This is a genomic window from Leifsonia sp. 115AMFTsu3.1, assembly GCF_004362795.1.
GTDB lineage: Bacteria > Actinomycetota > Actinomycetes > Actinomycetales > Microbacteriaceae > Leifsonia.
Genome location: NZ_SNYB01000001.1, coordinates 1,484,152 through 1,509,855, shown reverse-complemented (window position 1 = coordinate 1,509,855; position 25,704 = coordinate 1,484,152). Strand labels below are relative to the sequence as shown.

The 25,704-nt window shown below is 70.1% G+C and carries 27 protein-coding genes; 7 read left to right on the top strand and 20 right to left on the bottom strand.

Annotation, left to right across the window (positions count from 1 at the left end):
* Positions 1-28 precede the first annotated feature (28 nt).
* Entirely contained in the window at positions 29-997 is a 969-nt protein-coding gene (locus AXZ95_RS07340) for a sugar-binding domain-containing protein (protein ID WP_018190379.1), read from the bottom strand.
* 91 nt (positions 998-1,088) lie between these two features.
* On the opposite strand from AXZ95_RS07340, the gene AXZ95_RS07335 reads away from it, so the two are divergent.
* The gene (locus AXZ95_RS07335) at positions 1,089-2,063 is read left to right on the top strand and encodes an ROK family protein (protein ID WP_018190378.1); all 975 of its coding nucleotides are present in this window, start codon (positions 1,089-1,091) and stop codon (positions 2,061-2,063) included.
* Positions 2,064-2,158: 95 nt separating this feature from the next.
* On the opposite strand, the gene AXZ95_RS07330 is transcribed toward AXZ95_RS07335, so the two are convergent.
* Genes AXZ95_RS07330 through AXZ95_RS07305 form a run of 6 tightly spaced genes read right to left on the bottom strand, consistent with a single transcriptional unit; the run spans position 2,159 to position 6,864 of the window.
* Positions 2,159-3,379, bottom strand: a complete 1,221-nt coding sequence (locus AXZ95_RS07330) for an MFS transporter (RefSeq protein WP_018190377.1) — start codon at positions 3,377-3,379, stop codon at positions 2,159-2,161.
* A complete protein-coding gene (locus AXZ95_RS07325) occupies positions 3,379-4,341 on the bottom strand; it encodes a bifunctional riboflavin kinase/FAD synthetase (RefSeq protein ID WP_018190376.1) in 963 nt (320 codons plus the stop codon). The genes AXZ95_RS07330 and AXZ95_RS07325 overlap by 1 nt, the downstream gene beginning before the upstream one ends.
* Positions 4,338-4,838, bottom strand: coding sequence for a hypothetical protein (locus AXZ95_RS07320; protein ID WP_018190375.1), 501 nt, complete (start codon positions 4,836-4,838; stop codon positions 4,338-4,340). The genes AXZ95_RS07325 and AXZ95_RS07320 overlap by 4 nt, the downstream gene beginning before the upstream one ends.
* A 30-nt stretch (positions 4,839-4,868) precedes the next feature.
* Positions 4,869-5,237 (bottom strand): hypothetical protein, encoded by a 369-nt coding sequence (locus AXZ95_RS07315; RefSeq protein ID WP_018190374.1) that lies wholly within the window; start codon positions 5,235-5,237, stop codon positions 4,869-4,871.
* A complete protein-coding gene (gene truB / locus AXZ95_RS07310; RefSeq protein ID WP_018190373.1) occupies positions 5,234-6,145 on the bottom strand; it encodes a tRNA pseudouridine(55) synthase TruB in 912 nt (303 codons plus the stop codon). Before truB ends, AXZ95_RS07315 begins: the two co-directional genes overlap by 4 nt.
* Entirely contained in the window at positions 6,142-6,864 is a 723-nt protein-coding gene (locus tag AXZ95_RS07305; protein WP_018190372.1) for a TetR/AcrR family transcriptional regulator, read from the bottom strand. The genes truB and AXZ95_RS07305 overlap by 4 nt, the downstream gene beginning before the upstream one ends.
* Positions 6,865-6,939: 75 nt before the next feature.
* Here AXZ95_RS07305 and AXZ95_RS07300 point away from each other — a divergent pair, with 75 nt between their 5' ends.
* Both AXZ95_RS07300 and AXZ95_RS07295 read left to right on the top strand, forming a co-directional pair.
* Entirely contained in the window at positions 6,940-8,427 is a 1,488-nt protein-coding gene (locus AXZ95_RS07300; RefSeq protein WP_018190371.1) for a DHA2 family efflux MFS transporter permease subunit, read from the top strand.
* Positions 8,428-8,522: 95 nt separating this feature from the next.
* Positions 8,523-9,527: a 2-dehydropantoate 2-reductase gene (locus AXZ95_RS07295; RefSeq protein ID WP_018190370.1), complete on the top strand. Its 1,005-nt coding sequence runs from the start codon at positions 8,523-8,525 to the stop codon at positions 9,525-9,527.
* A 9-nt stretch (positions 9,528-9,536) separates the two neighbouring features.
* Here the strand turns inward: AXZ95_RS07295 and AXZ95_RS07290 are convergent, their stop codons facing one another.
* Entirely contained in the window at positions 9,537-10,121 is a 585-nt protein-coding gene (locus tag AXZ95_RS07290; RefSeq protein ID WP_018190369.1) for a hypothetical protein, read from the bottom strand.
* Between the two features lie 39 nt (positions 10,122-10,160).
* Here AXZ95_RS07290 and AXZ95_RS07285 point away from each other — a divergent pair, with 39 nt between their 5' ends.
* The gene (locus AXZ95_RS07285; RefSeq protein WP_018190368.1) at positions 10,161-11,024 is read left to right on the top strand and encodes an A/G-specific adenine glycosylase; all 864 of its coding nucleotides are present in this window, start codon (positions 10,161-10,163) and stop codon (positions 11,022-11,024) included.
* A 12-nt stretch (positions 11,025-11,036) separates the two neighbouring features.
* On the opposite strand, the gene AXZ95_RS07280 is transcribed toward AXZ95_RS07285, so the two are convergent.
* The 5 genes from AXZ95_RS07280 to nusA all read right to left on the bottom strand — a co-directional run bounded on the left by AXZ95_RS07280 (position 11,037) and on the right by nusA (position 16,229).
* Complete coding sequence (locus tag AXZ95_RS07280) at positions 11,037-11,327, bottom strand: YciI family protein (protein ID WP_018190367.1); 291 nt, start codon at positions 11,325-11,327, stop codon at positions 11,037-11,039.
* 32 nt (positions 11,328-11,359) lie between these two features.
* Complete coding sequence (gene rbfA / locus AXZ95_RS07275; protein ID WP_018190366.1) at positions 11,360-11,845, bottom strand: 30S ribosome-binding factor RbfA; 486 nt, start codon at positions 11,843-11,845, stop codon at positions 11,360-11,362.
* A gap of 57 nt (positions 11,846-11,902) precedes the next feature.
* On the bottom strand, positions 11,903-14,665 hold the full coding sequence (gene infB, locus AXZ95_RS07270; protein ID WP_018190365.1) for a translation initiation factor IF-2: 2,763 nt from the start codon (positions 14,663-14,665) through the stop codon (positions 11,903-11,905).
* A gap of 103 nt (positions 14,666-14,768) precedes the next feature.
* Positions 14,769-15,020, bottom strand: coding sequence for a YlxR family protein (locus tag AXZ95_RS07265; protein ID WP_081626598.1), 252 nt, complete (start codon positions 15,018-15,020; stop codon positions 14,769-14,771).
* 201 nt (positions 15,021-15,221) lie between these two features.
* Positions 15,222-16,229: a transcription termination factor NusA gene (gene nusA, locus AXZ95_RS07260; protein ID WP_018190364.1), complete on the bottom strand. Its 1,008-nt coding sequence runs from the start codon at positions 16,227-16,229 to the stop codon at positions 15,222-15,224.
* Between the two features lie 108 nt (positions 16,230-16,337).
* Here nusA and AXZ95_RS07255 point away from each other — a divergent pair, with 108 nt between their 5' ends.
* Positions 16,338-17,129 (top strand): DUF1206 domain-containing protein, encoded by a 792-nt coding sequence (locus AXZ95_RS07255; RefSeq protein WP_018190363.1) that lies wholly within the window; start codon positions 16,338-16,340, stop codon positions 17,127-17,129.
* 13 nt (positions 17,130-17,142) lie between these two features.
* Here the strand turns inward: AXZ95_RS07255 and AXZ95_RS07250 are convergent, their stop codons facing one another.
* Genes AXZ95_RS07250 through AXZ95_RS07235 form a run of 4 tightly spaced genes read right to left on the bottom strand, consistent with a single transcriptional unit; the run spans position 17,143 to position 22,510 of the window.
* Positions 17,143-19,116 (bottom strand): ABC transporter ATP-binding protein, encoded by a 1,974-nt coding sequence (locus AXZ95_RS07250; RefSeq protein WP_018190362.1) that lies wholly within the window; start codon positions 19,114-19,116, stop codon positions 17,143-17,145.
* An 11-nt stretch (positions 19,117-19,127) separates the two neighbouring features.
* A complete protein-coding gene (locus tag AXZ95_RS07245; RefSeq protein ID WP_018190361.1) occupies positions 19,128-20,861 on the bottom strand; it encodes an ABC transporter ATP-binding protein in 1,734 nt (577 codons plus the stop codon).
* Positions 20,852-21,484, bottom strand: coding sequence for a TetR/AcrR family transcriptional regulator (locus tag AXZ95_RS07240; protein WP_231371062.1), 633 nt, complete (start codon positions 21,482-21,484; stop codon positions 20,852-20,854). Before AXZ95_RS07240 ends, AXZ95_RS07245 begins: the two co-directional genes overlap by 10 nt.
* Positions 21,485-21,538: 54 nt before the next feature.
* Positions 21,539-22,510: an aldo/keto reductase gene (locus tag AXZ95_RS07235; protein ID WP_018190359.1), complete on the bottom strand. Its 972-nt coding sequence runs from the start codon at positions 22,508-22,510 to the stop codon at positions 21,539-21,541.
* A gap of 144 nt (positions 22,511-22,654) precedes the next feature.
* Here AXZ95_RS07235 and AXZ95_RS07230 point away from each other — a divergent pair, with 144 nt between their 5' ends.
* A complete protein-coding gene (locus AXZ95_RS07230; RefSeq protein ID WP_018190358.1) occupies positions 22,655-23,152 on the top strand; it encodes a methylated-DNA--[protein]-cysteine S-methyltransferase in 498 nt (165 codons plus the stop codon).
* A complete protein-coding gene (locus tag AXZ95_RS07225) occupies positions 23,149-23,748 on the top strand; it encodes a DNA-3-methyladenine glycosylase I (protein WP_018190357.1) in 600 nt (199 codons plus the stop codon). Before AXZ95_RS07230 ends, AXZ95_RS07225 begins: the two co-directional genes overlap by 4 nt.
* A 320-nt stretch (positions 23,749-24,068) precedes the next feature.
* Here the strand turns inward: AXZ95_RS07225 and AXZ95_RS07220 are convergent, their stop codons facing one another.
* Genes AXZ95_RS07220 through AXZ95_RS07210 form a run of 3 tightly spaced genes read right to left on the bottom strand, consistent with a single transcriptional unit; the run spans position 24,069 to position 25,702 of the window.
* Positions 24,069-24,878: a peroxide stress protein YaaA gene (locus tag AXZ95_RS07220; protein WP_018190356.1), complete on the bottom strand. Its 810-nt coding sequence runs from the start codon at positions 24,876-24,878 to the stop codon at positions 24,069-24,071.
* Position 24,879: 1 nt separating this feature from the next.
* Positions 24,880-25,440: an ATP-binding protein gene (locus AXZ95_RS07215; protein WP_018190355.1), complete on the bottom strand. Its 561-nt coding sequence runs from the start codon at positions 25,438-25,440 to the stop codon at positions 24,880-24,882.
* 1 nt (position 25,441) lies between these two features.
* On the bottom strand, positions 25,442-25,702 hold the full coding sequence (locus AXZ95_RS07210) for a F0F1 ATP synthase subunit epsilon (RefSeq protein ID WP_018190354.1): 261 nt from the start codon (positions 25,700-25,702) through the stop codon (positions 25,442-25,444).
* Positions 25,703-25,704: the final 2 nt, after the last annotated feature.

Here is a 25,704-nt window from a genome sequence, read left to right as displayed (position 1 = left end):
TGTTCCTCCAGGTGGTGCAGCTCGGATGCTACGGAGCGGTGGTGCCGGGCGCCGCGCGCCCGAGCAGGTCGTTGGCGGTGGATTCGTCGGTGATGAGCGTCGTGCAGAGGCCGCTCGCGACGACGGCGTGGGCGACGCGGTGCTTGGCCTCCCCGGCGATGACGGCGATGGAGGTGCGGGCCGAGCGGAGCTCGTCGAGGCTGAGCCCCAGCGTCCGCGAGTTGAGCTCCGGGTCGGCGACCTGTCCGTCGTCGGTGATGAAGCGGCCGACGACGTCGCCGACCGCGCCCTTCTCGGCGAGTGCGGCGACATCCTCCACCGAGAGGTAGCCGGAGTCGACGTGGACCGAGCTGGTGTCGACGACGCCCGCGCTGAACAGATAGGCGCTGGCGTCGCGGGCGAGTTCGAGGACGCTCTGCACCGAGCGGTCGGCCTCGATCGCCCGGCGGGTGGCGGCGTGCTCGAAGATCGCGGGGCTCGGGAGCAGGGTCGCGGTGCCCTGCGCCTTGCGCGCGATGACGACGGCCGTGTCGGCGGCGGCGGTGGCCTGGCGGGTAGAGGAGACGCTGCCGTTGATCTGGACAGGGTTCACCCCGACGGCCCAACCCGGCCGCAGGCGCGCGGCGACGGCGTGGAGCGTGCGGCCCCAGCTCACGCCGAGGGTGCGCGGGACGGGACGGAGCGTGGTCAGGTAGTCAGCGGCGGCCTGCGCCACCCGGCCCTGCACCTCGGAGTCGGACTCCGCCGCGGGCACGACCACCGCATCCATCAGGCCGTAGAAGCCGCAGAGCTCGCGTTCGAGCGAGAACCGGCGGGCGCTGGGGTGCACGATCTCGATGCGCACGAAGCCGTGCTCACGGGCGGCGACGAGCAGGCGGCCGACCTTCCAGCGCGAGACGTTGAGGGCGACGCCGATCTCGTCCTGCGTCTTGCCGGCCTCGTAGTACAGTTCCGCGGCTTTGACGGCGAGGATCTCGTCCGAATCGTTCAGGGCCACCCCTCCAGCTTAGGAAGGGCGTGCGCGCCTGAGCAACATGTGTGTGGTGGATGCTCAAATGAGCAGAGGCCGTTTCGTTTATCGTTGGGTCGTGCCCACAGACCCCTCGCTGACAGCCGCCACCGCCCCCACCCCCTACGTCCTGGCCGTCGACTTCGGCGGGACGAAGGTCGAAGCCGCCCTGGTGGATGCGGAGGGCCGCCTCGTCGAGGGCTCCCGGCACCGCCGTCCGACCGGGCGGAACGCCACCGTCCCGGAGCTCGAGGAGTCGGTCGGCGGCGTCGTGCGCGCGGCCGCCGCATCCCTCCCGTCCGACGCCGCCATCATCGGCGTCGGCATCGGCAGCGCCGGCCCGATCGACCGGCAGCGCGGGCTGGTCTCCCCGCTCAACGTGCCGCACTGGCGCGACTACCCGATGCGCGACTTCGTCGCCGGCGTCGCCGCCGAACTCTCCCTCGATGTGCCCGTGACCCTCGAGATGGACGGCGTGGCGATCACCATGGCCGAGCACTGGGTGGGGGCGGCGCAGGGCGTCGACAACGTCATGGGGATGGTCATCTCGACCGGGATCGGCGGCGGGCTCATCGTGGGCGGCCGCGTGATCACCGGTCCGACCGGCAACGCGGGCCACATCGGGCACGTCGAGGTCGGCGACATCAAGGGCGAGGACACGTTCGGCAACCCGTATGCGCTGGAGGCCATGGCGTCCGGGCCCCACACCGTCGCGTGGGCGCGGCAGCAGGGTTTCGAGGGCGTCACCGGTGAGGAGCTGGCGGCGGCGTACGTCGCGGGCGATCTCGTGGCACGCGAGGCGATCGCCCGCACCGGCGAGGCCGTCGGCCGCGCGATCGCGTCGGCGACCGCACTGCTCGACCTGGAGCTCGTCGCGATCGGCGGCGGCTTCTCGCACTCGACGCCGGACCTCTTCGACCACATGCGCGACGTCATCGAGCACCACTACTTCCCGTTCGTGCGCAAGGTGCGGATCGTCCCGTCCGCCCTCTCCTCCGAGGGTCCGCTCATCGGGGCCGCCGCCCTCATCCACCGCGCCGCCCTCCTCCCCTAACCCCCACCGTCGAGTCCGCACAAATTGCACACGACGCGCCGCTTGGGCGTGCAGTTTTTGCGTACTCGACGGGGGGCGAACCGACGTGACGGGGGTCAGTCTTCGAGGTACTTGGGGCGGGCGGCGACGGCGCCGGCCGCGGCGGCCGCGAGGGCTGTCGCGGTCAGCACCACGAGGGCGAGCGTCCAGGATCCGGTGAGCTGGTGGAGCACGCCGACCGCGAGGGGGCCGAGGGCCCCGAGGGTGTAGCCGAGGCCCTGCGTGAACCCGCTGAGCGCGACAGACCCCGCGTGCGTCCGCGTCCGCATGTTGATGAGCACCAGGCACAGCGGGAAGAGCAGCGGCCCGAGCCCGGCCAGCGCCACCCACAGCCACGTCGCGGCGCCGGGCGCGAGGATGAGACCGAGGTACCCGACGACGAAGAACGCGACGCCGGCGTAGATCAGCCAGGCGACGTTCCGCATCCGCGCGGCCAGCATCGGAACCAGCAGCCCCGCCGGTATGCCCATCCCGGCATACACCGACAACAGTGCCCCCGCCTCGATCGGAGTCAGCCCGGCCACGTCGTGCAGGATCTCCGGAAGCCAGGCGAACATCGCGTATGCGTTGAGGCTCGACACGGCGAACAGCACGGCCATCGCCCAGGCCAGCGGCGAGTGCCAGACCCGGCCGGCCATCGCCGGCTGCGCCTTCTCGACCTCCACGTCGCGGTCCGGGTGCGCCGGCCGGTGGGTGATCAGGATGCGCAGCCACGGCACGATCGCGAGCGCGCAGACCACCGCCCACATGCCGACGGAGACGTGCCATCCGGCCGCATCCGCCACCGGCACCGCGACGAGCGGGGGCAGCAGCGTCGACACCGACATGATGGTCGCGTACAGCGAGGTGACGAGCCCGATCCGGTCGGGGAAGTACCGCTTGACCAGCGGGGGCAGCAGCACGTTCCCGACGCCCATGCCCGCGAAGGTCACCGCCGACCCGACCGCCAGCACCGCGAACGAGGGCGCGGCCGCACGGATGAGGTGGCCGGCCAGCATGACGCCGAGCGCGAGCACGACGACGGCTTCGAGGCTGAGCCGCCGCGTGAAGGTCGGCGCGACCAGGCCGAACACTGCGAAGCACACCGGCGGCAGCATCCCGAGCAGTCCGACGCCGATGCTCGACACGTCGAACTCGGTGCGGATCTCGGCGAAGATCGGCGACAGCGCGGCGACGGCGGTGCGGAGGTTCGCCGCGACCAGCAGGATGCCGAGCAGCGCGATCGCGCGCCCGTGCCAGAGCGGCCGCCGGTCGGCGGCCGGGTTCGCGCCCGTCATCAGGAGCGCTCGTCAGCGTCGGCCGCCGGGACGACGCCGAGGATGCGCCGCGCCTGCTTCACGTCGTCCGCGATCTGCGCGATGAGCGGCTCGATGCCCGTGTACGCGACCATCCCGCGGATGCGCTCGACGAAGGCGACCTCGACCGTGTGGTCGTAGAGGTCGAGCTCGCGGTCGAGCACGTACGCCTCCACCTGCTTCTGGGGGACGCCCTCGAAGGTCGGGTTGTTGCCGACCGAGATCGCGGCCGGGTACCGCTCGCCCGCGTCCGTCAGCCAGCCGGCGTAGACGCCGTCGGCGGGGATGAGTCCCTCCGACTCCGGCGAGAGGTTCGCGGTCGGGAAGCCCAGCTCACGCCCGCGTGCCGCGCCGTGCACCACGAGCCCGCGCACGGTCGGAGGGGCGCCGAGCAACTGGGTCGCGTGTGCGACGTCGCCGTCGGCGAGCAGCTCCCGGATCCAGGTGGATGAGACGCGCCGGCCGTGCTCCGGCCGCACGTCGTCGATGAGCTCGACGGTGAAGCCGTACGTCTCGCCAAGCCGGCGAAGCAGCTCGACATCACCTGCGCCGCGCGCACCGAACCGGAAGTCGCTGCCCACGAGCACCGCCGCGGCATGCAGCCGGTCGACGAGGATGTGGTGCACGAACTCCTCGGGCTCGAGCGCGGCGAGCGCACGGTCGAAAGCCACCATGAGGGTCGCGTCGACGCCGGTCGACGCGAGCAGGTCGAGCTTCTGCGCGTTGCTCACCAGCGACGGCGGGCACTTCGCGGGGGCGAGCACCTCGAGCGGGTTGCGGTCGAAGGTGATGATCGTCGAGACGAGCCCGCGCTCCGCGGCGACGGCGCGCAGCCGGTCGATCACCGCGCGGTGGCCGGTGTGCACCCCGTCGAACTTGCCGATGGTGATGGCGCTGGGCCCCCATCCGTCGGGCACCTCGGCGACGGAATGGAAGACCTTCACGAGGCGGCCCCCGACGTGGCGTCCTGAACCGGCTCGATCGGGCGATGCTTCCGCAGCCACAGCATCCCGAGCACCGGGAGCACGAGCGGGATGAACAGGTACCCCATCCCGTATACCGACCAGACCGTGGCGTCGCGGCCGAACGGGTCGATGTCGTGCAGGCCGAGCACGGCGGGGGCAAATAGGCTCAGCGTCCCGATGATGAGCACGCCGGCGAGCTCGAAGCTGATGGTGCCCCACGCGACGCGGTACCAGACACGGCCCGGCGCGATCAGCGCGACGGTCGCGACGATGTACACGACGGCGGCGAGCCCGGAGAGCGTGAACGCGACCGGCGCCTCGTGGAAGCGGTCGATGATCTGGAAGACGCTGCGGCCGGTCGCCGCCAGCGCCAGGACGCCGTAGACGAAGACGAGCACCCGGCCCACCCCCGTCATCCGCCGCCTCGGGGAGGACGGATCGGAGTCGGTGCGCGCGGACATGGTGTGGTGGGACATCGCTTCGATTCTATTTGCCCGCGGAGGCGGTCACGCGCCCTGCACGAACCAGATCTGGCCCATCCGGTACACCATGACCGCGATCGCGAGACAGACGCCGCCGAGGATGACGGTGCTCCACCGGTTGCGCTCCACGAGGGCCCAGAATCCGCCCGCCAGGGGCAGGATGATCGCCGAGATCAGGTAGATGTAGAACTCGGCGAGGCTGCCGGACGGCGGATTGCCCGCAGCGGGCGCGATGATCGCGATGACCAGCTGCACGAGCAGCAGCACCTCCACCAGCGCGACGGCGCCCATCGACACGTCGCCGGGCAGACGCCCGATCAGTCCGAGGACGATGCACAGGATGCCCGCAGCGCACGCGACGATCACCTGGAGTGTGACGAACCACTCGATCATGCGGGACCGACCGCTTCGTCCGTCGGGAAGTTCACCAGGGTCCGTGCTTCCTTTCCGCGGAACTCGATGAGTCCGACCAGCGCTCCGTTCGGGGCGACGGCCGCGACCGGCACACCGCCGCCATCCTCCCGGTCGGCGACGTGGATGCGACGGCCGTGGGTGAGGTCGATCGCCTGCTGTTCGGTGAGGTCGAGCCGCTCGAACAGCCGGACGGCCGCATCCACCGCCGGGATCAGCGCGGCCTCCGCGTCGAGCGTAGCGAGGTCGTGGGCGTCGCGCACGTTGTACGTGCCGACCCGGGTGCGCCGCAGCGCCGTCAGGTGACCGCCGACGCCGAGACCGGCGCCGAGGTCGCGGGCGAGCGAGCGGATGTACGTCCCGGAGGAGCACACGACCCGCACGTCCAGGTCGATCGCGCCCGCGTTACGACGGGTGCCGATCAGTTCGAACTCTGCGACGGTGACCGCGCGCGGCTTCAGCTCCACCGCTTCGCCCGCACGCACCCGGGCGTACGCGCGCTTGCCGTCGACCTTGATCGCGCTGACGGACGAGGGGATCTGCTCGATCTCGCCGGTCAGCTCGGCCATCCCGGCGGCGATCGCCTCGGCGGTCACGGCGTCGAGCGCGGCCTGCGGCGCCGGCTCCCCCAGCTCGCCCTCGGCGTCGTCGGTCGTCGACGAGGCCCCGAGCCGGATGGTCGCGAAGTACTCCTTGTCGGCGCCGACGATGTAGGTCAGCAGGCGCGTGGACGAGTTGATGCCGAGGATGAGGAGCCCGGTCGCCATCGGATCCAGCGTCCCGGCGTGCCCGACCTTCCGGGTTCCCGCCGCGCGCCGAACGCGCGAGACGACGTCGTGGCTCGTCATGCCCGCCGGCTTGTCGACGAGGATGAGACCGCTGCCCGTCATGCGCCCTGCGCCTTCGCCGTCGCCACGGGCGCGGAGGCGGCTGCGGACGCAACGCCTCCGCCGCTCTCGGCCGCGACATCCAGCACCAGCGCCAGCTTGGTCCGGAACGTGCACTCCAGCAACTCCGTCGCGGCCTCGTCCCGGCCGTACTCGTCGGGCAGCCGGAGCCCCAGGAGCGTGTTCAGCAGCATCCCCTCGGCGAGGAAGGAGCGCACCTGCTCGGGCGTGAAGCCGGCCTCGTCGCGCAGCAGCCGGTAGATCGCGAGGAACCCGTCGCGCGCCTTCGCGCCGATGGTCGGGTCCTGCCCCATGCTGAACGCCTGCATCAGCGACAGCAGCAGGCCGCGGTCCTCGATCAGGTTCACGTACGCGAGGCCCAGGCGACGGCCGATCTCGCCGTGTCCCCCGGCGACGGGCGTGCCGTCCGTGACGACGGCGGCAGCCGGTGCAGCGGGCGAGCCCTCCGCCTTCCACTCCTCCAGCGTGCGGGTGAAGGCGACCAGCAGGCGGTCGAGCGACCGCGAGAGCACGCCGACGAACAGGTTCTCCTTGCCGCCGAACATCCGCACGACGTAGGGCTGGCTGATCCCCGCGGCCTTGGCGATCTGATCCGTCGTCGCGCCGAAGTAGCCGCGCTCTCCGAACACCCGGCTGGCGGCTTCGAGGATCTGCTCGCGGCGCTCGGCCGACGGGATCCTCTCGCTGATCTTGTCTGTCACGCTTGACAGGTTATCAGCCGATTACTAGTGTCAGCTCTTGTAATCATCCGATAACCACACTTCTTGGAGGCGTGCATGTCCGCTCCCCTCACCCGCGACGCCGGCGGCACGACCGCCCGCTCGCGGCGCATCCCGATCTGGCTGGCGATCGTCGCCGCCTCGCTGCCGATGTTCATGGCCACCCTCGACAACCTCGTCGTCACCAGCGCGCTGCCCGTCATCGCCAAAGACCTCAGCGCTTCCATCGAAGAGCTCCAGTGGGTGGTCAACGCGTACACCCTCACCTTCGCGACGCTCATGCTGATGGCCGTCGGCCTCGGTGACCGGCTCGGCCGCCGCTCCGTCTTCCTCGGCGGCATCGCGATCTTCACGCTCGCAAGCGCCGCGGCAGCCCTCTCGACCGAGCCGTGGCAGCTCATCGGCGCCCGTGCGCTCCAGGGAGCCGGCGCTGCGGCCCTCCTGCCGCTGTCGCTGACGCTGCTCGCCGGCAGCGTCAGCGAGCGTCTGCGACCCGCCGCCATCGGCATCTGGGGCGGCATCTCCGGCCTCGGCGTCGCGCTCGGCCCGCTCATCGGCGGCGCCGTGGTCGAGGGATGGAACTGGCAGGCCATCTTCTGGCTGAACGTCCCGCTCGGCGTGATCGCCGTCCCGCTGGTGCTCCTCGCCCTGCCGAACAGCTTCGGAGCACGCGTCCGCGCCGATGTCGTCGGCCTGCTGCTCGCCGCCCCCGGTGTGCTCGGGGTCGTCTGGGCGATCGTCCGCGGCAACGACGCGGGATGGGGCAGCGCCGAAGTCCTGATCCCCCTGATCGCCGGCGCGGCCCTGCTCGTGGCGTTCGTCTTCTGGGAGTCGCGCACGTCGGCGCCGCTGCTGCCGCTCCGGCTGTTCCGCGACCGCAGCTTCACGGTGGCGAACCTCGTCGGTGTAACGTTCAGCTTCGGCATCTTCGGGGCGATCTTCATCCTCATCCAGTTCCTCCAGGTCGTGCAGGGCCACACCCCGCTCGAGGCTGGTGTGATGACCATGCCATGGACGCTCGCCCCGATGGTCGTCGCTCCGCTCACCGGCCTGCTGTCGTCGCGGACCGGGACGCGCCTCCCGGTGGTCGTCGGCCTGACCCTCCTCGCGGTGTCGATGGGCTGGATCGCTCTGACGCTGTCGGCGACGCTGCCCTACTCGGAGATGTGGCCCCCGTTCCTCCTGGCCGGCATCGGCATGGGCCTCGTCTTCGCGCCCAGCTCGACGGCGGTCCTCGCCAACATGCGGCCGGCCGACCACGCCAAGGCGTCCGGTACGAACTCGACGCTCCGGGAGGTCGGGGTCGCTCTCGGCGTCGCCGTCCTGACCGCCGTGTTCACCGGCGCGGGCGGGACGCTCACGCCGACCGGATACGTGGATGCGGCGATCCCGGCCGTCTGGGTCGGCGCCGGGGTGCTCGGCGCCGCGGCCCTGATCTCGCTGGCGCTACCCGGCCGCCGAGCGGCGGCCCGCGCCGCCGCCGCGCCGGAGTCGGCCGCCTCCGCCCTCGCTGACGCCGAGCCCATCCCCGTCCTCGCCGACTGACCACCACAGATTCGTGCCGAATGTGCGTTATCGCGCTTCGATAACGCACATTCGGCACGAATCGTCAGGGGGTCGCCGCCGTTAGGCTGGAGCGCGTGCGTATCGGCGTGATCGGAGCAGGAGCCATCGGCGGAACGATCGCGGCGCTGCTCGATCGCGTCGGCCACCTGGTCGAGGTCACGGCCCGCGGCGAGCAGCTGGCCGTCATCCGCGACGACGGCCTCCGGCTCGACGGCGGCTGGGGCGTCCACACCGCGCGGGTCGCCGCCGCGGAGACCCTCCAGACCCGCCCGGAGCTGGCCTTCGTCACCACCAAGGCCCAGGATGCGCCCGCCGCGATCCGCGCCAACGCGGCCGCCCTCGACGGCATCACCGTCGTGATCGTGCAGAACGGCCTCGCCGGCCTCCGCGAGGCGGAGCAGCTGCTGCCCGGATCCGACTGCGTCGGCGCCCTCGCGCTATACGCCGCGAGCTATCTCTCCCCCGGTCGCGTCTCGGTCACGACGACCGCGAACACCTACCTCGGCGCCGGGGACGGCCCACCGCCCGCCGCCGCCGTCGAGGCCGCCCGCATCCTCGACGCCGCGATGCCCGCCTTCGCGATCGACAACTTCACCGGCGCACAGTGGACGAAGCTCATGGTCAACCAGATCAACGCCCTCCCGGCCATCACCGGGCTGAGTGCGCAGCAGGTGCTCGGCGACCGGCGGTTGCGGCCCATCGTGACCGCGAGCCTCCAGGAGGCCACCCGCGTCGGCTATGCGCGCGGGGTGCGCTACGGGAGCATCCAGGGCCTCGACGATCGCATCCTCCGCGTGGTCGCGCGGGCTCCGCGCTGGGCCGCCCAGGCCGTCCCCCTGCTCATGAAGCGGAGGATGGGGTCGACGCCCAACCCGGGCTCGACGCTGCAGAGCATCCGCCGCGGTCAGCTCACCGAGATCGACTACCTGAACGGCGCCGTCGTCGACGAAGCCCACACCGCCGGAGTCGATGCGCCGGTCAACGCGGCGATCACCGCGCTCGTGCACGAGGTGGAGCGCACCGGCGCCTTCCTCACGCCCGACCAGGTCGCCGAACGGATGCGTCCCCTGCTGGCCTGAAAGGCCGCCTCAGAGCGCGCGGTCGACACGCAGCGGAAGCTCGGGCTCGGAATCGTCGACCAGGTGGTCGGCATGGGCGAGCGGACGGGCATCGTCGAGGTACACGGTCTCCTGCAGCGCGTTCACGAGCAGGATGGAGGCGTTCCAGGCGTCACGCAGCGTCGGACGCAAGGCGAACTCCCCGTCGACGACGAGCACCGCATCCTGTCCGGCCGTCAGCCAACGGGCCTCGACCGGCTGATCCCGCTCCTCGTCGAAGGCCGCGGTCTGGAACCCGGCGCTGCCGCCGAGGCGGAACGGATCGAGCAGCACGCGCCGCAGCGTCACGTAGTCATAGGAGTCGCGGTAGTAGCTCTCCTCCGTCTCGGGGCCGAGGCGCGTGCGGTACGACCGCGAGTTGTGGAAGTCCGCCAGCCGCGCCCGGAACGTGTCGGCACCGGACTCCCGGAACACCGCCGCGAGGTCGTCGGCGAACGGGCCTCCCACGGTTCCCCCGTCGACCACGACGATCACCCGCCCGACCGGCGAGACCGCACGGATGTCACCGACCAGCGAGCGCAGGAACACCACCCGCGGCGTCGGAGGAAGCATCATGCGACGAGCATAGGCCGTCGCACCGGTTAGCCTCGATGCATGCACGACTTCGCCGGGACGGTGGTGGATTGGTACCACGCCAACCGGCGCGACCTCCCGTGGCGACGCGACGGCTTCACCGCCTGGGGCACGCTCGTCAGCGAGTTCATGCTGCAGCAGACGCCGGTCTCCCGCGTCATCCCGCGCCTCGAGGAGTGGCTGACCCGCTGGCCGACCCCGGCCGCCCTCGCCGCCGTGCCGCCCGGCGAGGCGGTGCGCGCCTGGCAGTCGCTCGGCTACCCGCGCCGTGCCCTCTGGCTGCACGCGGCCGCGGTAGCGATCACCGAGCAGCACGACGGCGTGGTGCCGGAGGACGTGGATGCGCTGCTCGCGCTCCCCGGCATCGGCGACTACACCGCACGCGCCGTCGCGGTCTTCGCCTACGGCAACCGGCACCCGGTGGTCGACACGAACATCCGCCGCGTCATCGCCCGGGCGATCGACGGGCAGGCGGAACCCGGCCCGCCCGGCAAGCGCGACCTCGCCGCGATGGAGGCGCTGCTCCCGGAGGATCGGCCGGCCGCCGCGGCGTTCAACGCCGGGATGATGGAGCTCGGCGCGATCGTCTGCGTCGCCCGATCGCCGCGCTGCGGCGAGTGCCCGGTCGCGTCGCGCTGTGCGTGGCGCCAGGCCGGCTACCCCGCGTACGACGGGCCGAAGAAGGCCGTGCAGAAGCGCTACGAGGGCAGTGACCGGCAGGTGCGCGGGCGCATCCTCGCCGAGCTGCGGGCGTCGCACATCCCGGTGACCGCTGCCGAGCTCGAGACCGTGTGGCCGGATGCCGCCCAGCGCGACCGTGCGCTGGCCGGGCTGCTCGCCGACGGTCTCGCCGTCGCGGCCGAGGGCGGGTACACGCTGCCGTAAGTCTGTCGGGGGTCAGCTCTCGGAGAAGACGAGCGGGTCCCAGTCCTGGATGCGCGTCCGGTACACCAGGCCCTCGGTGACGAAGGGGTCGCCCTCCAGGAAGCGCTCCGCCGCCTCCCGGCTGCGGAAGATCGCCATCGAGCCCTGCGTGGCCGGGTCGCCGAAGGTGCCGATCATCAGCACCTCGCCTCCCGCGGCGAACTCGTCGAGGTAGGCCCTGTGACGGGGGTACGTCTCGACGAGACGCTGGAACTGCTCCGGAGACGCGTCCGGGTCGGCATCGTAGAACGTGACGGCGAACATGCCGTCAGCCTAGAGCCGACCCGGCGCGGCGGTCAGTGCTTGTCGTCCGCCTCGTCGGCGTCGTCGAAGTCCTCGTCCTCGTCCTCGTCGTCCTCGAACTCGCGGGGCTTGACGTACGGGTCCTCGTCGCCGGCGTAGTTCGCGCCGGCCGCGAGTCCCGCGACCTCCTCATCCCGCTGACGCGCCTCGCGGAGCAGGTTCTCGATCTGCGCGGCGTTCTCGGGGATCGCGTCGAGCTGGAACTCCAGCGTCGGCGTGAGCCGTGCGGTGATGTTCTTGCCGACCTCGCTGCGCAGCATGCCGGTGGCGGCCTTGAGTGCGGCAGCGCTGTCGTCGCGCTCCTGCTCGGTGCCGTACACCGTGTAGAACACTGTGGCGTGCTGCAGGTCGCCGGTCACCTGGACGTCCGTGATCGTGACGAAGCCGAGGCGCGGGTCGCGGAGACCGCGATCGAGCCGCTTCGCGATGATCTCCTTGATCCTGTCCGCGAGTTTCCTCGCGCGTGCCGGATCAGCCATGGTTGTGCTCCTTTCAGACAAGATGGCCGGTGGCGAAGCCACCGGCCATCTCTCGAATCAGACTCGAGGCTTCTCGCGAAGCTCGGTCGTCTCGATCTCGTCGCCGATCTGGATGTCGTTGTACTTCCCGAGACCGATACCGGCCTCGAAGTCCGTACGGACCTCGGTGACGTCGTCCTTGAACCGGCGCAGCGACTCGATGGCGAGGTTGTCCCCCACCACGACGCCGTCGCGGATGACCCGCGCCTTGGCGTTTCGCGTGATCGTCCCGGAGCGGACGATGACACCGGCGATGTTGCCGAACTTCGAGGAGCGGAACACCTCGCGGATCTCGGCGACACCGGACTGGACCTCTTCGAACTCGGGCTTGAGCATGCCCTTCAGCGAGTTCTCGATGTCCTCGATCGCGTTGTAGATGACCGAGTAGAAGCGCACATCCACACCCTCGCGGGCCGCACGCTCGCGCGCCTTCACGTCCGGGCGGACGTTGAAGCCGATCACGATCGCGTTGTCGATGGTCGCCAGGTCGATGTCCGACTCGGTGATCGCGCCGACGCCGCGGTGCAGGATGCGGAGGGAGACCGAATCGTCGACCTCGATCTTCATGAGCGACTCCTCCAGCGCCTCCACGGCACCGGACACGTCGCCCTTGATGATGAGGTTGAGCGCCTCGACCTTGCCCTCCTCCAGTGCCCGGGTGAAGTCCTCGAGCGAGATGCGCTTGCGGGCCTTCGCCAGCTGCGCGTTGCGCTCCGCGGCCTCACGCTTCTCGGCGATCTGGCGGGCGGTGCGGTCCTCCTCGGTGACGAGGAACACGTCACCGGCGCGCGGGACGCTGGAGAGACCCTGCACCTGGACCGGACGCGACGGGGCTGCCTCGAAGACGGCCTCGCCGTTCTCGTCGGCCATGGCACGCACGCGGCCGTAGGCGGTGCCCGCCACGATCGCGTCGCCCACCCGGAGCGTTCCGGACTGGATGAGCACGGTCGCCACGGCGCCGCGGCCCTTGTCGAGCTTCGCCTCGATGGCGACACCGCGGGCGTCCTTGTTCGGGTTGGCGCGGAGGTCGAGACCGGCGTCGGCGGTCAGCAGGACCGCGTCGAGCAGGTCCTGGATGCCGATGTCGTTGCGCGCGGACACGTCCACGAACATGACGTCGCCGCCGTACTCCTCCGCCACCAGGCCGAACTCGGTGAGCTGCTGGCGCACCTTGGCCGGGTTGGCCTCCGGCTTGTCGATCTTGTTCACCGCGACCACGATCGGCACGTTCGCCGCCTGAGCGTGGTTCAGCGCCTCGATGGTCTGCGGCATGATGCCGTCGTCCGCCGCGACCACGAGGATCGCGATGTCGGTGACCTGCGCACCACGGGCACGCATGGCGGTGAACGCCTCGTGACCCGGGGTGTCGATGAAGGTGATGGCACGCTCGATGCCCTCGTGCTCCGTCCACACCTGGTACGCACCGATGTGCTGGGTGATGCCGCCGGCCTCGCCCGCGACGACGTTCGCGTTGCGGATGGCGTCGAGGAGGCGCGTCTTACCGTGGTCGACGTGACCCATGACGGTCACGACCGGTGGACGGATCTCGAGGTCCTCGTCGGACTCGCCGGCGAGCTCGCCGTCGAGGTCGATGTCGAAGCCCTCCAGGAGCTCCTTGTCCTCGTCCTCGGGCGAGACGACCTGGATCTTGTAGCCGAGCTCCTCGCCGAGCACCTCGAAGGTGGCCTCATCGAGCGACTCGGTCGCGGTCGCCATCTCGCCCAGGTGGAAGAGGACGGTGACCAGCGACGCGGGGTTCGCGTCGATCTTGTCGGCGAAGTCCGAGATGGACGAGCCGCGACGCAGTCGGATGACGGTGTCGCCGTTGCCGCGGGGAACGGTCACGCCGCCCAGCGACGGGGCCTCCCGCATCTCGAATTCCTGACGCTTCGCGCGCTTCGACTTGCGGGCCTTGCTCTTGCCGCCACCGCGGCCGAACGCACCGGCCGTGCCGCCGCCCGGTCCACGACCACGACCGCCGCCACCACCGGGGCGCGGGCCGCCGAAGCCGCCGCCTGGACGCTGGAAGCCGCCGCCTGCGCCTGCTCCTGCACCGCCACCGGTGCCGGGGCGCTGCTGGAAGCCGGGACGACCGCCGCCGCCCTGACGCGGGCCGGGACGGTTGCCGCCACCCTGACCGGGTGCGCCGATGCGCGGGGCACCGGGACGCGGCGGGGTCGGACGCGGGATGTTGCCGGGCGAGGGACGCTGTCCCATGCCCTGCGACGACGAGAACGGGTTGTTGCCCGGACGCGGCGTGCGCTGGCCCATGCCCTGGTTCGACGAGTACGGGTTGTTGCCGGGGCGCGGAGCGCTCGGGCGCGGGATGCCACCGCCGCCGGGGCGGGGCGCGGAGCTCGGCTTGACGGCGTCCGGGGTCGCCGGGGCGCCCGCGGCGGGCGTGCTCGAAGCAGCCTTCTCCGCCGCCTTCTCGGCGGCGGCCTTCTCGGCCGCGGCCTGACGCTCGGCGACCGACATCGGCGCCTGCGGCTTGGGCCCGGCATCCGTCTCGGTCGCGGCGGCGGGCGCCTGCGGCGGACGCGGAGCGGCCGGACGCGGCGCCTGGGACGGCGCCTTCGGGGCGGTAGCGGTCGCCTTCTCGGCGGACGGCTTCGCACCCTCGGCCTCCAGCGCGGCACGCAGCTTGCGTGCTACCGGGGGCTCGATGCTCGAGGACGGTCCCTTGACGAACTCGCCCATCTCCTTGAGCTTCGCGAGCGCGACCTTGCTGTCGACGCCGAGCTCGCTCGCGACCTCATGTACGCGTGGTTTTGCAGCCACAATTCTCCTGTCTGGGCCCACCCCAGACAGGGGCAGGCGTTAATAGCGGACGGATCTCATTTCGAGACACTCATCGGTTGTCACTCATGTGAAGTCAACTTCTTCAGCCTGTTCTAATGAATTGCGACCGGATGGTCGCGGTGTCGAGCGTCCCCTCCACCCGAAGCGCCCGCCCGAAGGCCCGGCGCTTCAGTGCGAGTTCGAGACACTCCTCGACCGGATGCAGCCACGCACCTCGCCCCGGCCGGGTGGCGGACGGGTCCACCACGAGTTCCGAATCCTGGGCGACGATCCTCAGAAGAGAGGACCGGGGAGCGCGAGAACGGCATCCGACGCACGTTCTGACGGGTTCCATCCTACTCCTCCCGACGGCGCGCGCCGAACGGACAGGAACCCGCGTCGTAGTCAACGCCGCGGAATGCCTGGGCATTCCGCTCTGCCGAACTCAATCGCGGTCGAGGATCGAATCGGGCTGGATGCTGTGCTTGTGCGCCTGCGGCGACCGTGGCGCCACGGCTCCGCCGCGTCGGCACGGCGCGAAGATCGACAGACGAACTCAATCGCGGTCGAGGATCGAATCGGGCTGGATGTCGATCTTCGCGCCCGTCAGCTTCGCCGCGAGACGCGCGTTCTGACCCTCCTTGCCGATCGCGAGCGACAGCTGGTAATCGGGCACGAGCGCGCGGACGGCCTTGAGCGACTCGTCGATGACGAACGCACTGGTCACCTTCGCGGGCGACAGCGCGCTCGACACGAACGTCGCGAGGTCCGGCGAGTAGTCGACGATGTCGATCTTCTCGTTGTTGAGCTCCGCGGTCACCGCTCGGACGCGCTGACCCAGCTCGCCGATGCACGCGCCCTTGGCGTTCACTCCCGGCTCGGTGGCCCGGACCGCCATCTTCGTGCGGTGCCCGGCCTCGCGCGCGAGCGAGACGATCTCGACGACACCGCTGGCGATCTCCGGGACCTCCAGCGCGAACAGCTTCCGGACGAGCGCCGGGTGCGTGCGCGACACGGTGATCGACGGACCCTTCGGCCCCTTGGTGACGCTCGTGACGTAGACGCGGATGCGCGAACCGTGCGTGTACTCCTCGCCCGGCACCTGCTCCTCCGGCGGGAGGATGGCCTCCACCGTTCCCAGGTCGACGTGGATCATGCGCGGGTTCGGGCCCTGCTGGATGACGCCGGCGACGATGTCGCCCTCGCGTCCGCGGAACTCGCCGAGCACGGCGTCGTCCGCGATGTCGCGCAGCCGCTGGTTGATCACCTGCTTGGCCGCGAAGGCCGCGATGCGGCCGAAGTCGCTCGGGCTGTCCTCGGCCTCGCCGATGACGTTGCCTTCTTCGTCGCGCTCGGGCACGTAAACCGTGACATGCCCCGTCTTGCGGTCCAGGTGCACCCGTGCGGCCGGCGGCTGGTCGCTGTGACCGTGGCGGTGATCGGCCTGGTTCGTGTGCTTCAGGTAGGCGGTCAGGATGGCCTGTTCGATGATCTGCACCAGTTCATCGAAGGGGATCTCCTTCTCGCGCTCCATGAGACGCAAGACGCTGAGGTCGATGTCCATGCCGGCCTCCTCTATTCAGATCTCGCCGCCGCGTGACGGCGCGGCGGACTCAGTCCTCTACGGTACCCGAGATTCCCGAACGCGTGAACGCCGCGTACCGTTCACGCCATGACCTCCCCCAGCCGCGTCGCCTCCCGGGTCGAACGCCATCCGCTCGTGCGCGGCCTCGCCCGGGTCGGCCTCGCCGCCATCGGCATCCTGCACATCCTGATCGGCGTCATCGCGCTGGCCGTCGCGTTCGGGTCGGGCGGGGATGCCGACCAGTCGGGTGCCTTACAGGCGCTCGTCGCCGTGCCGGGCGGCCTCTTCGTGCTGTGGGCCGTGATCGTCGGGCTCATCTTCCTGGCGGCCTGGCAGATCCTGCAGGCGATCACGGCGCACAAGCCGGGCCAGAAGGTGACGGAGGTCGCCAAGTGCGTCGTGTACGCCGCTCTCGCCGGTATCGCGATCTCCATCGCGTCCGGCGGCCGGCAGGATGCGTCCACCTCCGAGAAGTCGATGAGCGCGAAGCTGCTGGCGATGCCCGGCGGAGTCTTCCTCCTCGCCGGCATCGGGATCGCGATCGTGGTCGTCGGCGTCGTCTTCGCCGTGAACGGCCTGACCCACAAGTTCGAGCGCGACCTGCGTCTCCCGCCGAACCGCTGGGCGACCGTCACGACGACGCTGGGCCGCGTCGGCTACGTCTCCAAGGGCGTCGCCCTGGTGATCGTCGGCGGTCTGGTCGTCTTCGGCGCCTTCACGTCCGACCCCGAGAAGGCGGGCGGACTGGACGGCAGCCTGAAGGCGCTCACCGAGGTCCCGTTCGGCGTCGTCCTCCTCATCCTCATCGCGCTCGGCCTGATCGCGTACGGCGTCTTCTGGTGCGTGCGCGCGTACGCGTCCCGCCTCGCCGAGCCGTGATCGGCAGAGGCTCCTACTCGTCCGCCGCCCCGGCGAACTGCGCGTTGTAGAGCGAGTAGTACGCTCCGCCGCGCGCCAACAGCTCGGCATGCGTGCCCTGCTCGACGATCCGGCCCGCCTCCATCACCAGGATGAGGTCGGCGTCGCGGATCGTGGAGAGCCTGTGCGCGATGACGAACGACGTCCGGTCCGCCCGCAGCGCGCTCATCGCCTTCTGCACGAGCAGCTCGGTGCGGGTGTCCACGGACGAGGTCGCCTCGTCGAGGATGAGCACGCTCGGCCGCGCGAGGAAGGCCCGCGCGATCGTGTGCAGCTGCTTCTCCCCCGCCGAGATGTTCGACCCCTCGTCGTCGAGGATGGTGTCGTAGCCGTCGGGCAGCGAGTGGACGAAGCGGTCGACGTAGGTCGCGCGCGCCGCATCCAGCACCTCCTCCTCTGTCGCGTCCGGTCGGCCGTAGAGGATGTTGTCGCGGATGGTGCCCTTGAACAGCCACGTGTCCTGCAGCACCATCCCCATGCGGCTCCGCAGGTCGTGCCGGCTCATCGAGGCGATGTCGACGCCGTCCAGGGTGATGCGCCCGCCGTCCAGCTCGTAGAAGCGCATCATCAGGTTCACGAGCGTGGTCTTGCCGGCGCCCGTCGGCCCGACGATCGCCACGGTCTGCCCGGGCTGGGCCACCAGCGACAGGTCCTCGATGAGCGGGGTGTCCTCCACGTAGCGGAACGAGACGTCCTCGAACGTCAGGAGGCCTTTGGTGCCGGCTGGACTCTCCGGCTCGCGCGGGTCGGGCGACTGCTCCTCGGCGTCCAGCAGCTCGAACACGCGCTCGGCGCTCGCGACGCCCGACTGCAGCAGGTTCGCCATCGACCCGAGCTGGGTGAGCGGCTGCGTGAACTGACGGGAGTACTGGATGAACGCCGTCACGTCACCGAGCTGCATCGCGCCGCTCGCCACCTGCAGTCCACCCACCACCGCGATGGCGACGTACATCAGGTTCCCGACGAACATCATCGCCGGCATGATGATGCCCGAGATGAACTGGGCGCCGAAGCTCGCCCGGTACATCTCCTGGTTCTTCTCGCGGAACCGGGCTTCGACCTCGCGGTGGCGGCCGAACACCTTGACCAGGGAGTGGCCGGTGAACGCCTCCTCGATCTGGCCGTTCAGCTCGCCGGTGTGCCGCCACTGGGCGACGAACAGCTTCTGCGAGCGCTTCGCGATGACCGTCGTGATGACCAGGGTCAGCGGGATGGTGATGAGCGCGATCAGCGCGAGGAGCGGCGAGATGACGAACATCAGCACGACCACTCCGACGACCGTCAGAAGGGACGTCAGCAGCTGGCTCATCGTCTGCTGCAGCGACTGCGAGATGTTGTCGATGTCGTTGGTGACCCGGCTGAGCAGCTCGCCCCGCTGCATCCCGTCGAAGTACTTCAGCGGGAGACGGTGCAGCTTGTCCTCCACATCCGAGCGCAGACGGTAGACCGTGCGCTGCGTGACGCCGTTGAGCACGTACGCCTGCAGGTAACTGAACACCGACGACAGGATGTACAGCGCGAGCACCCACAGCAGGGTCTGGCCGACCGCGGTGAAGTCGATGCCGGCGCCGGGCGTGAAGGTCGTGCCGGAGAGCAGGTCGGCGTACTGGTTCTGGCCCTGCGCCCGCAGGCCGGCGATGACCTGCGCCTGGGTCTCGCCCTTCGGGAACTGCAGGGAGAGGGCGCCCGCGAAGACGAGGTTGATCGCGTTGCCGAGCAGCTTGGGCCCGAGCACCGCGAACGTCACGGACACCACCGCGAGCAGCGTCACCGCGGCGAGCGGCAGCCACTCGGGGCGGAGGCGGCCGAGCAGGCGCTTCGCGCTCGGGCCGAAGTTCATCGACTTCTGGACGGGCATGCCGAAACCGGCGAACGGTCCTCCCCCGCCGGGTCCGCGCCGGATCGGAGGGCCGGCCGGCCGCTCGGGGGTCGTCGTCTTGTCGCTCATCCCGCTTCTCCCTATGCCGCATCCTGAGCCGCGAGCTGCGACGAGACGATCTCGGCGTAGGTCTCGTTGCTCTCGAGGAGTTCGTCGTGCGTCCCGCGACCGACCACGCGGCCGTCGTCGAGGACGATGATCTGGTCGGCATCCACGATGGTGGACACCCGCTGGGCGACCACGATCATGGTCGCGTCGGTCACATCCCGCGCGAGCGCCGCACGGAGCCGCGCGTCGGTCGCGGTGTCGAGCGCCGAGAAGGAGTCGTCGAAGACGAAGATCTCCGGCTTCCTGACCAGTGCGCGAGCGATTGCGAGCCTCTGCCGCTGACCACCCGAGACGTTGGTGCCGCCCTGCGCGATCGGCGCGTCGAGACCCTCCGGCATCGCCTCGACGAAGTCGCGCGCCTGCGCCACCTCGAGCGCGTGCCAGAGCTCGTCGTCGGTGGCATCCGGATTGCCGTACCGCAGGTTCGACGCGACCGTGCCCGAGAAGAGGTAGGGGCGCTGCGGCACGATCCCGATGCGGGACCACAGCACCTCCGGGTCGAGGTCGGCGACATCCACACCGTCGACCAGCACGATCCCGCTCGTCGCGTCGAACAGGCGCGGGATGAGGTTCACCAGCGTCGTCTTGCCTGCGCCGGTGCTGCCGATGATGGCCGTCGTCCGCCCCGACTCGGCGAGGAAGGTGATGTCGGTGAGCACGGGATGCTCGGCGCCGGGATACGAGAAGCCGACGTCGACGAACTCCACCGTTCCGCGCGTCTCCACTTCGGTGACCGGGGTGTCGGACGCGCGAACGGACGGCTCCGTGCCGAGCACCTCGCCGATGCGGTCGGCGCACACCGACGCGCGCGGCACGAGAACGGCCATCATCGTCGACATCATCACGCCCATGAGGATCTGCATGAGGTACTGCAGGAACGCCGTCAGCGTGCCCACCTGGAGCGTGCCGTCCTGCACCCGGAAGGACCCGAACCAGATCACGGCCACGCTCGACACGTTGAGCACGAGCATCACGATCGGGAACATCAGCGCGAACAACCGGCCCGCCTTCAGCGCCGTCTCCGTCACCTGGTCGTTCGCCACCCGGAACCGGTCGGTCTCGACGCGTTCGCGCACGAACGCGCGCACCACGCGGAGGCCGGTCAGCTGCTCGCGGAGCACGCGATTGACGCGGTCGATCCTGTCCTGCATCCGCCGGAACAGCGGCACCATGCGCGCGATGATGATGCTCACCGCGACCAGCAGCGCCGGGACGCTCACGGCGATGAGCCACGACAGGTCGATGTCCTGCTGCATCGCCAGCACGATGCCGCCGACCGCGAGGATGGGTGCCGAGACGAGCAGCGTGCACGTCATCATCACCAGCATCTGCACCTGCTGGACGTCGTTGGTGTTGCGGGTGATCAGCGAGGGCGCGCCGAAGGACGACACTTCGCGCTCGGAGAACTCCCCCACCCGGTGGAAGATCGCCTCGCGCAGGTCGCGTCCGACCAGCATCGCGACCTTGGCGCCGAAGTAGACGGCGGTGATGGCGCAGGCGACCTGCACCAGCGTCACGCCGAGCATCTCGGCGCCGACGGCCATGATGTAGCCGGTGTCGCCCTTGGCGATGCCGTTGTCGGTGATGTCGGCGTTCAGGGTCGGCAGCCACAGCGAGAGCAGCGATTGCGCCAGCTGGAAGACGATCACCCCGATCAGGAGCGGCCAGTGCGGCCGGAGGAACCGGCCGAGCAGTCTCAGGAGCATGATGCCTCCGTGTCGGATGACGGGAAGAGAACGTGGGGCGAGGTCCCGGCGACGCCGACCAGCGTCATCCGGGCGAGGTCGTCGATGCTGAACTCGATGCCCTCGTTGAGCGCGGGGAACGCGGAGGAGAAGCTGATCAGCCGCAGCAGGTGGGCGACGCGCTCCGGCGGCCAGTTGAGCTCACCGGCCTCCGGCTCCAGGATCTGGGCGATGATGCGGGCGAACTCCCCGCGCTCCTGCGGCACGGGCGGACGCTGTGCGCCGATGACCGGCATGATCCGCATGACGCTCTGGAAGCGCTCACGCAGCAGGTACAGGATCGCGCGCATCTTGTTCTCCAGCGGGAGCGCGGGGTCGATGCTGCGGAGCGCCTCGCGCAGCGGCTCCGGATCGAGGTACTTCTCGATCGCCGCCTGCACGAGCGTCTCCTTGTCACCGAAGGCGCGGAAGATGGTGCCCTCGGCGATGCCGGCGGCCTCGGCGATCTGGCGTGACGTCATTCCGCGCCCGTGCTCGAGCAGCAGCGGGATGACCGCGTCGATGATCATCGCCTTACGGTCGTCCACCGCCATCGGCTGCGCGCGCGAGCGCGGCTGGGATTCTGTCGCTGCGTCGTTCGTCACGCGGCGACTCTACCCGGAGTGAGTGCTCACTCACAAGGTCTTTCGTGGGCGATTTCAGCCCGCCGGAGCGAAGATCTCCCCGATCTCGGCGACCTCCTCCGCCGTCGGCTTCCACGCGGTGGCCGCCTCGGCGTTGGCGACGATCTGCTCCGGCTTCGTCGCTCCCGCGATGACGCTCGACAGTCCCGGCTGAGCGAGCAGCCAGGCGAAGGTCGCCGCGAGCATCGTGACCCCGCGCTCGTCGCAGAACGCCTGGTAGCGCTCGATCCTGTCCCACGGCGCCTCGTCCAGCAGGTGACGGCGGAGGTGCATGATCCGGCTGTCGGCGGGGCCGCCCTGGCGCGTGAACTTGCCCGTGAACAGGCCGTTGTAGAGCGGGAAGAACGGCAGGAAGCCGAGGCCGTAGCGGTTCACGGCCGGGAGCACCTCCCGCTCGACATCACGCGCGAGTAGGCTGTACTCGTTCTGCGCCGAGATGAATTTCGGGTGCCCGCTGAGGCGAGCGGTGAACTCCGCCTCGGCGATCTGCCACCCCGACAGGTTGGAGTGCCCGATGTAGCGGATCTTGCCCTCGGTGATCAGGTCGTCCAGCGTCGCGAGGGTCTCCTCGATGGGCGTCACCGGGTCGGGACGGTGCAGCTGGTAGAGGTCGATCCAATCGGTGCGGAGCCGGCGGAGCGAGCTCTCGACCGCGAGGCGGATGTACCGGCGGGAGGCGCGCGCATCCCAGTCGGGCCCGTTGAGACCGGCCATGTCCATCCCGAACTTCGTGGCAAGGACGATGCGGTCGCGCTTGCCTTCGAGCGACTTGCCCATCAGCGTCTCGGACAGCCCGCGTTCGGAGCCGTAGATGTCGGCGGTGTCGAACAGCGTGACGCCGGCGTCGATCGCGGCGCCGATCACCGCGTCGGTGCCCTCCTGCGTCTCGGTGAGCGTGTCCTTCCGGCCGAAGTTGTTGCAGCCGAGACCGATCGTGGAGACGACGAGGCCGGAGGGGCCGAGAGTGCGGTATTCGATGTTCGCCATGCCTCGAGTCTAGGCAGGGCGCAGGACGGCTGCTGATACGACGGCGACGGGGTGAAACCGTCCACAGGCCGAGACCGGAGCGAGTTATCCCCCGATGTCCGATTCCCGCGAGTGCGCGTCGGTGGCGCGCCCTAGAGTCGTCCCATGAGCAGTTCCTTCGCCTATCTCCTCCGCACCACGAGCCCCATCGGGCGGCTCGAACTGACCAGCGACGGCACGGCCGTCACGTCCCTCTCCATCGAACGGTCGGGGCATCTCCCGCTCGAAGACCATCCCGAACGCAGCACGCCGGTGCTCGATGACGCGGCCGCGCAGCTGGAGGAGTACTTCTCCGGGTCGCGGCGCGCGTTCGACGTGCCCGTCCGGCTGCAGGGCACCCCGTTCCGCCAGGCGGTGTGGGAGAGACTGTCGTCGCTCGAGTTCGGCACGTTCGTGTCGTACGGCGAACTCGGCGCCTCGCTCGGCCATGCGGGTTATGGCCGCGCGATCGGCGGGGCGGTCGGCGCGAACCCGGTGCCGATCATCGTGGGCTGCCATCGCGTGCTCTCCTCCAGCGGTCGCGTGACCGGATACAGCGGCGGCGATGGCATCCCTACCAAGATCTGGCTCCTCGAGCACGAGGGGATCCTGCTGGCCGCATGAGCGACACGACGACGACCCCCGCCCGCTCCGCTCTCGTGGTCGGCGAGGACGGCATCGCCCGATGCTCCTGGTCGGCAAGCGACCCGGAGTACCGCCGCTACCACGACGAGGAGTGGGGCACCCCGCAGCACGACCCGCGAGCGCTCTACGAGAAGCTCTGCCTGGAAGGATTCCAGGCCGGCCTCTCGTGGATCACCATCCTGCGGCGACGGCCGGCCTTCCGCGAGGACTTCCTCGGCTTCGTCCCCGAAAAGGTCGCCGCCATGACGGAGGCCGACGTGCAGCGCCTGCTGCAGGACGAACGGATCATCCGTCACCGCGGCAAGATCGAGGCGACGATCTCGAACGCGCGCGCCGTGCTGCAGCTCGACGTGCCGCTCGAAGAGCTCATGTGGAGCTTCGCCCCCGAGCCGCGTGCCGATCACCGGCCGCGGGAATGGGGCGAGATCCCCGCCGTGACGGTCGAGTCGACCGCGCTCAGCAAGGAGCTCCGGCGCCGGGGATTCCGATTCGTGGGCCCGACCACGATGTACGCACTCATGCAGGCGACCGGGATGGTCGACGACCATTTCGAAGGCTGCTTCCGCGCGGCGTGAGCGATGCAGGCGCGGTCGAGGAACTCGAGAGAGGACCGAGAGAGTCGGGCCGACGGCGGATATGGACTCCGACACCGGATTCTCGCTGGTGAGGGCGTACCGCTCGTGCCCGACCGCAGGCGGAATCTTGGTGCCTCACACTCCGGCGAAGGAAACGACGCATGGGGATGACGCGTCGGCCACCACACGTCGGCCCGACTTGTTGAGACGGTGACACACAACCAGTGCGCGCACGCCTCGGATCAGTTGATCCTCTCTCTTGGTTGTGAGCTTATCTCACTTTTCACTCCTGCACCACTGAAAGTTGGCCGGGAGTGTCGTCAGACCCGCAGCGCCGCCATGAGCTTGCCAGGAGCACCGCGCACCTCCGGGACGACGAGTTCCAGGTCGGCGGAGCCATCCCCCGCGAGCCGCAGCTCGTACCCCTCGGCATCCGCCCAGTCCAGAAGCGACGCGGTCGTCTCGAACCCCGCTCCCGCCTCGATCAGAGCGCGCGTCAGCAGCCCCTTCGCCTGCTTGTTGAAGTGGTTCAGCGCGCGGACATGGCCCGACTCGTCGCGAGCGAGCACGCGCACGTAGTGGGCGCCGTCGCGCTCGGGAAGCGGCGCAAGGGCCGCATAGCCCTCGGAGCGGAGATCGAGCAGGAGGTCGTTCCGCTCCGCCAGGGCTGTGGCCCCCGCCTGCGACCACCGCTTCTTCAGCGACGCCGCGCCGCGATGCAGCGACAGGCGCGAGTCGAACGACAGCCGGTAGGCCGGCACCGGATCGTCCGCCCCGACCAGACCGAGCAAGGCGGACTGCACAGCGACCGTCTCTGCGGCGACCACCCAGTCCGCAGAGGAGAGCGATTCCGCATCGAGCGCGTCGTACAGGACGCCGGTGTAACGCTCCAGCGCCCGCATGGTGGGAGCCGACGGGATGCCGCGGTTCCGCTCCACCTCGCCGGCCTGCTTGGGCCCCAGCTTGAGCGCGCGGATCGCCGCATCGTGGTCCGCGGCGAGCTCGACCACGGCATCCACCACCTCGCGGCGGACAGGGTTCAGTGAGGGGAAGCGCAACCGCTCCACGGCGAGCGGAGACCCCGCTCCCCCGTCCCTCTTCGTCTCGGAGGGCGGGAGCAGGATGAGCACGCTAGCCCTCCACGAAGTTTAGTGCCGTATTGACGTTCTCGCCCAGCGGCGCCGCGGTGTCCAGAGTCACCCGGGGCAGCGTGCCGCACGCTCCGCGCCACTCGTCGTACTCGTCGGTGCTCTGCTCGACGGCGTACGCCGCGACCAGACCGCTGCGCTTGCCGAGCCGCTCCTCGTGGAGCTCAGGGTCGGAGCACACCGTCTCGATCACGCGGAGCTTCACGTCGCACCGCTCCGCCAGATCGCGCCACTGCAGACGCGCCGGCTCCACGGCGTTCACGGCGTCGACGACGACCGAATGACCCGAGAGCAGCACCTGCTCCGCCATGGTCTCTGCCACCAGATAGGCCGCGAGCCCGGTCGGCTGGTCGGAATCGATCCCCGCACGGATGATCGACGCCTCGATCGGATCCACCGAGATCACCGTCGCGCCCATGCGCCCGGCCAGGATCTCCGCGATGGTGGACTTCCCGGAACCAGGAAGCCCCGCCATCGCCACCAGCATCGGGACGCGGACGTCTCCGAACTGGCGCTCCAGCGGGGCTCCCTGCTGCCCGGACATGTCAGACCAGCTCGGCCTGACGGGCCACGATGGTGACCGTGTTGTTCTCGACGGAGAGGAAGCCGTCATCGGCGTTGGCCGTGATCGACTCGCCCCCGTTCAGGGTCACGCGCACCTCGCCTTGCGCGAGGATGGCCAGCAGCGGCTCGTGGCCGGGCAGGATACCGATCTGCCCTTCCACGGTGCGCGCGACGACCATGCTCGCCTCGCCCGACCACACTTCGTGGTCGGCGGCGACGACGCTGACGTTGAGGACAGCCATTG

Excerpts from the sequence above, each read along its gene's own strand:
- AXZ95_RS07330 (WP_018190377.1), bottom strand. The coding sequence starts at position 3,379 with ATGACGGGCGCGAACCCGGCCGCCGACCGGCGGCCGCTCTGGCACGGG.
- AXZ95_RS07320 (WP_018190375.1), bottom strand. The coding sequence starts at position 4,838 with ATGTCCCACCACACCATGTCCGCGCGCACCGACTCCGATCCGTCCTCC.
- AXZ95_RS07315 (WP_018190374.1), bottom strand. The coding sequence starts at position 5,237 with ATGATCGAGTGGTTCGTCACACTCCAGGTGATCGTCGCGTGCGCTGCG.
- truB (WP_018190373.1), bottom strand. The coding sequence starts at position 6,145 with ATGACGGGCAGCGGTCTCATCCTCGTCGACAAGCCGGCGGGCATGACG.
- AXZ95_RS07300 (WP_018190371.1), top strand. The coding sequence starts at position 6,940 with ATGTCCGCTCCCCTCACCCGCGACGCCGGCGGCACGACCGCCCGCTCG.
- AXZ95_RS07290 (WP_018190369.1), bottom strand. The coding sequence starts at position 10,121 with ATGATGCTTCCTCCGACGCCGCGGGTGGTGTTCCTGCGCTCGCTGGTC.
- AXZ95_RS07285 (WP_018190368.1), top strand. The coding sequence starts at position 10,161 with ATGCACGACTTCGCCGGGACGGTGGTGGATTGGTACCACGCCAACCGG.
- AXZ95_RS07280 (WP_018190367.1), bottom strand. The coding sequence starts at position 11,327 with ATGTTCGCCGTCACGTTCTACGATGCCGACCCGGACGCGTCTCCGGAG.
- rbfA (WP_018190366.1), bottom strand. The coding sequence starts at position 11,845 with ATGGCTGATCCGGCACGCGCGAGGAAACTCGCGGACAGGATCAAGGAG.
- AXZ95_RS07265 (WP_081626598.1), bottom strand. The coding sequence starts at position 15,020 with ATGGAACCCGTCAGAACGTGCGTCGGATGCCGTTCTCGCGCTCCCCGG.
- nusA (WP_018190364.1), bottom strand. The coding sequence starts at position 16,229 with ATGGACATCGACCTCAGCGTCTTGCGTCTCATGGAGCGCGAGAAGGAG.
- AXZ95_RS07255 (WP_018190363.1), top strand. The coding sequence starts at position 16,338 with ATGACCTCCCCCAGCCGCGTCGCCTCCCGGGTCGAACGCCATCCGCTC.
- AXZ95_RS07250 (WP_018190362.1), bottom strand. The coding sequence starts at position 19,116 with ATGAGCGACAAGACGACGACCCCCGAGCGGCCGGCCGGCCCTCCGATC.
- AXZ95_RS07245 (WP_018190361.1), bottom strand. The coding sequence starts at position 20,861 with ATGCTCCTGAGACTGCTCGGCCGGTTCCTCCGGCCGCACTGGCCGCTC.
- AXZ95_RS07235 (WP_018190359.1), bottom strand. The coding sequence starts at position 22,510 with ATGGCGAACATCGAATACCGCACTCTCGGCCCCTCCGGCCTCGTCGTC.
- AXZ95_RS07230 (WP_018190358.1), top strand. The coding sequence starts at position 22,655 with ATGAGCAGTTCCTTCGCCTATCTCCTCCGCACCACGAGCCCCATCGGG.
- AXZ95_RS07225 (WP_018190357.1), top strand. The coding sequence starts at position 23,149 with ATGAGCGACACGACGACGACCCCCGCCCGCTCCGCTCTCGTGGTCGGC.
- AXZ95_RS07215 (WP_018190355.1), bottom strand. The coding sequence starts at position 25,440 with ATGTCCGGGCAGCAGGGAGCCCCGCTGGAGCGCCAGTTCGGAGACGTC.
- AXZ95_RS07210 (WP_018190354.1), bottom strand. The coding sequence starts at position 25,702 with ATGGCTGTCCTCAACGTCAGCGTCGTCGCCGCCGACCACGAAGTGTGG.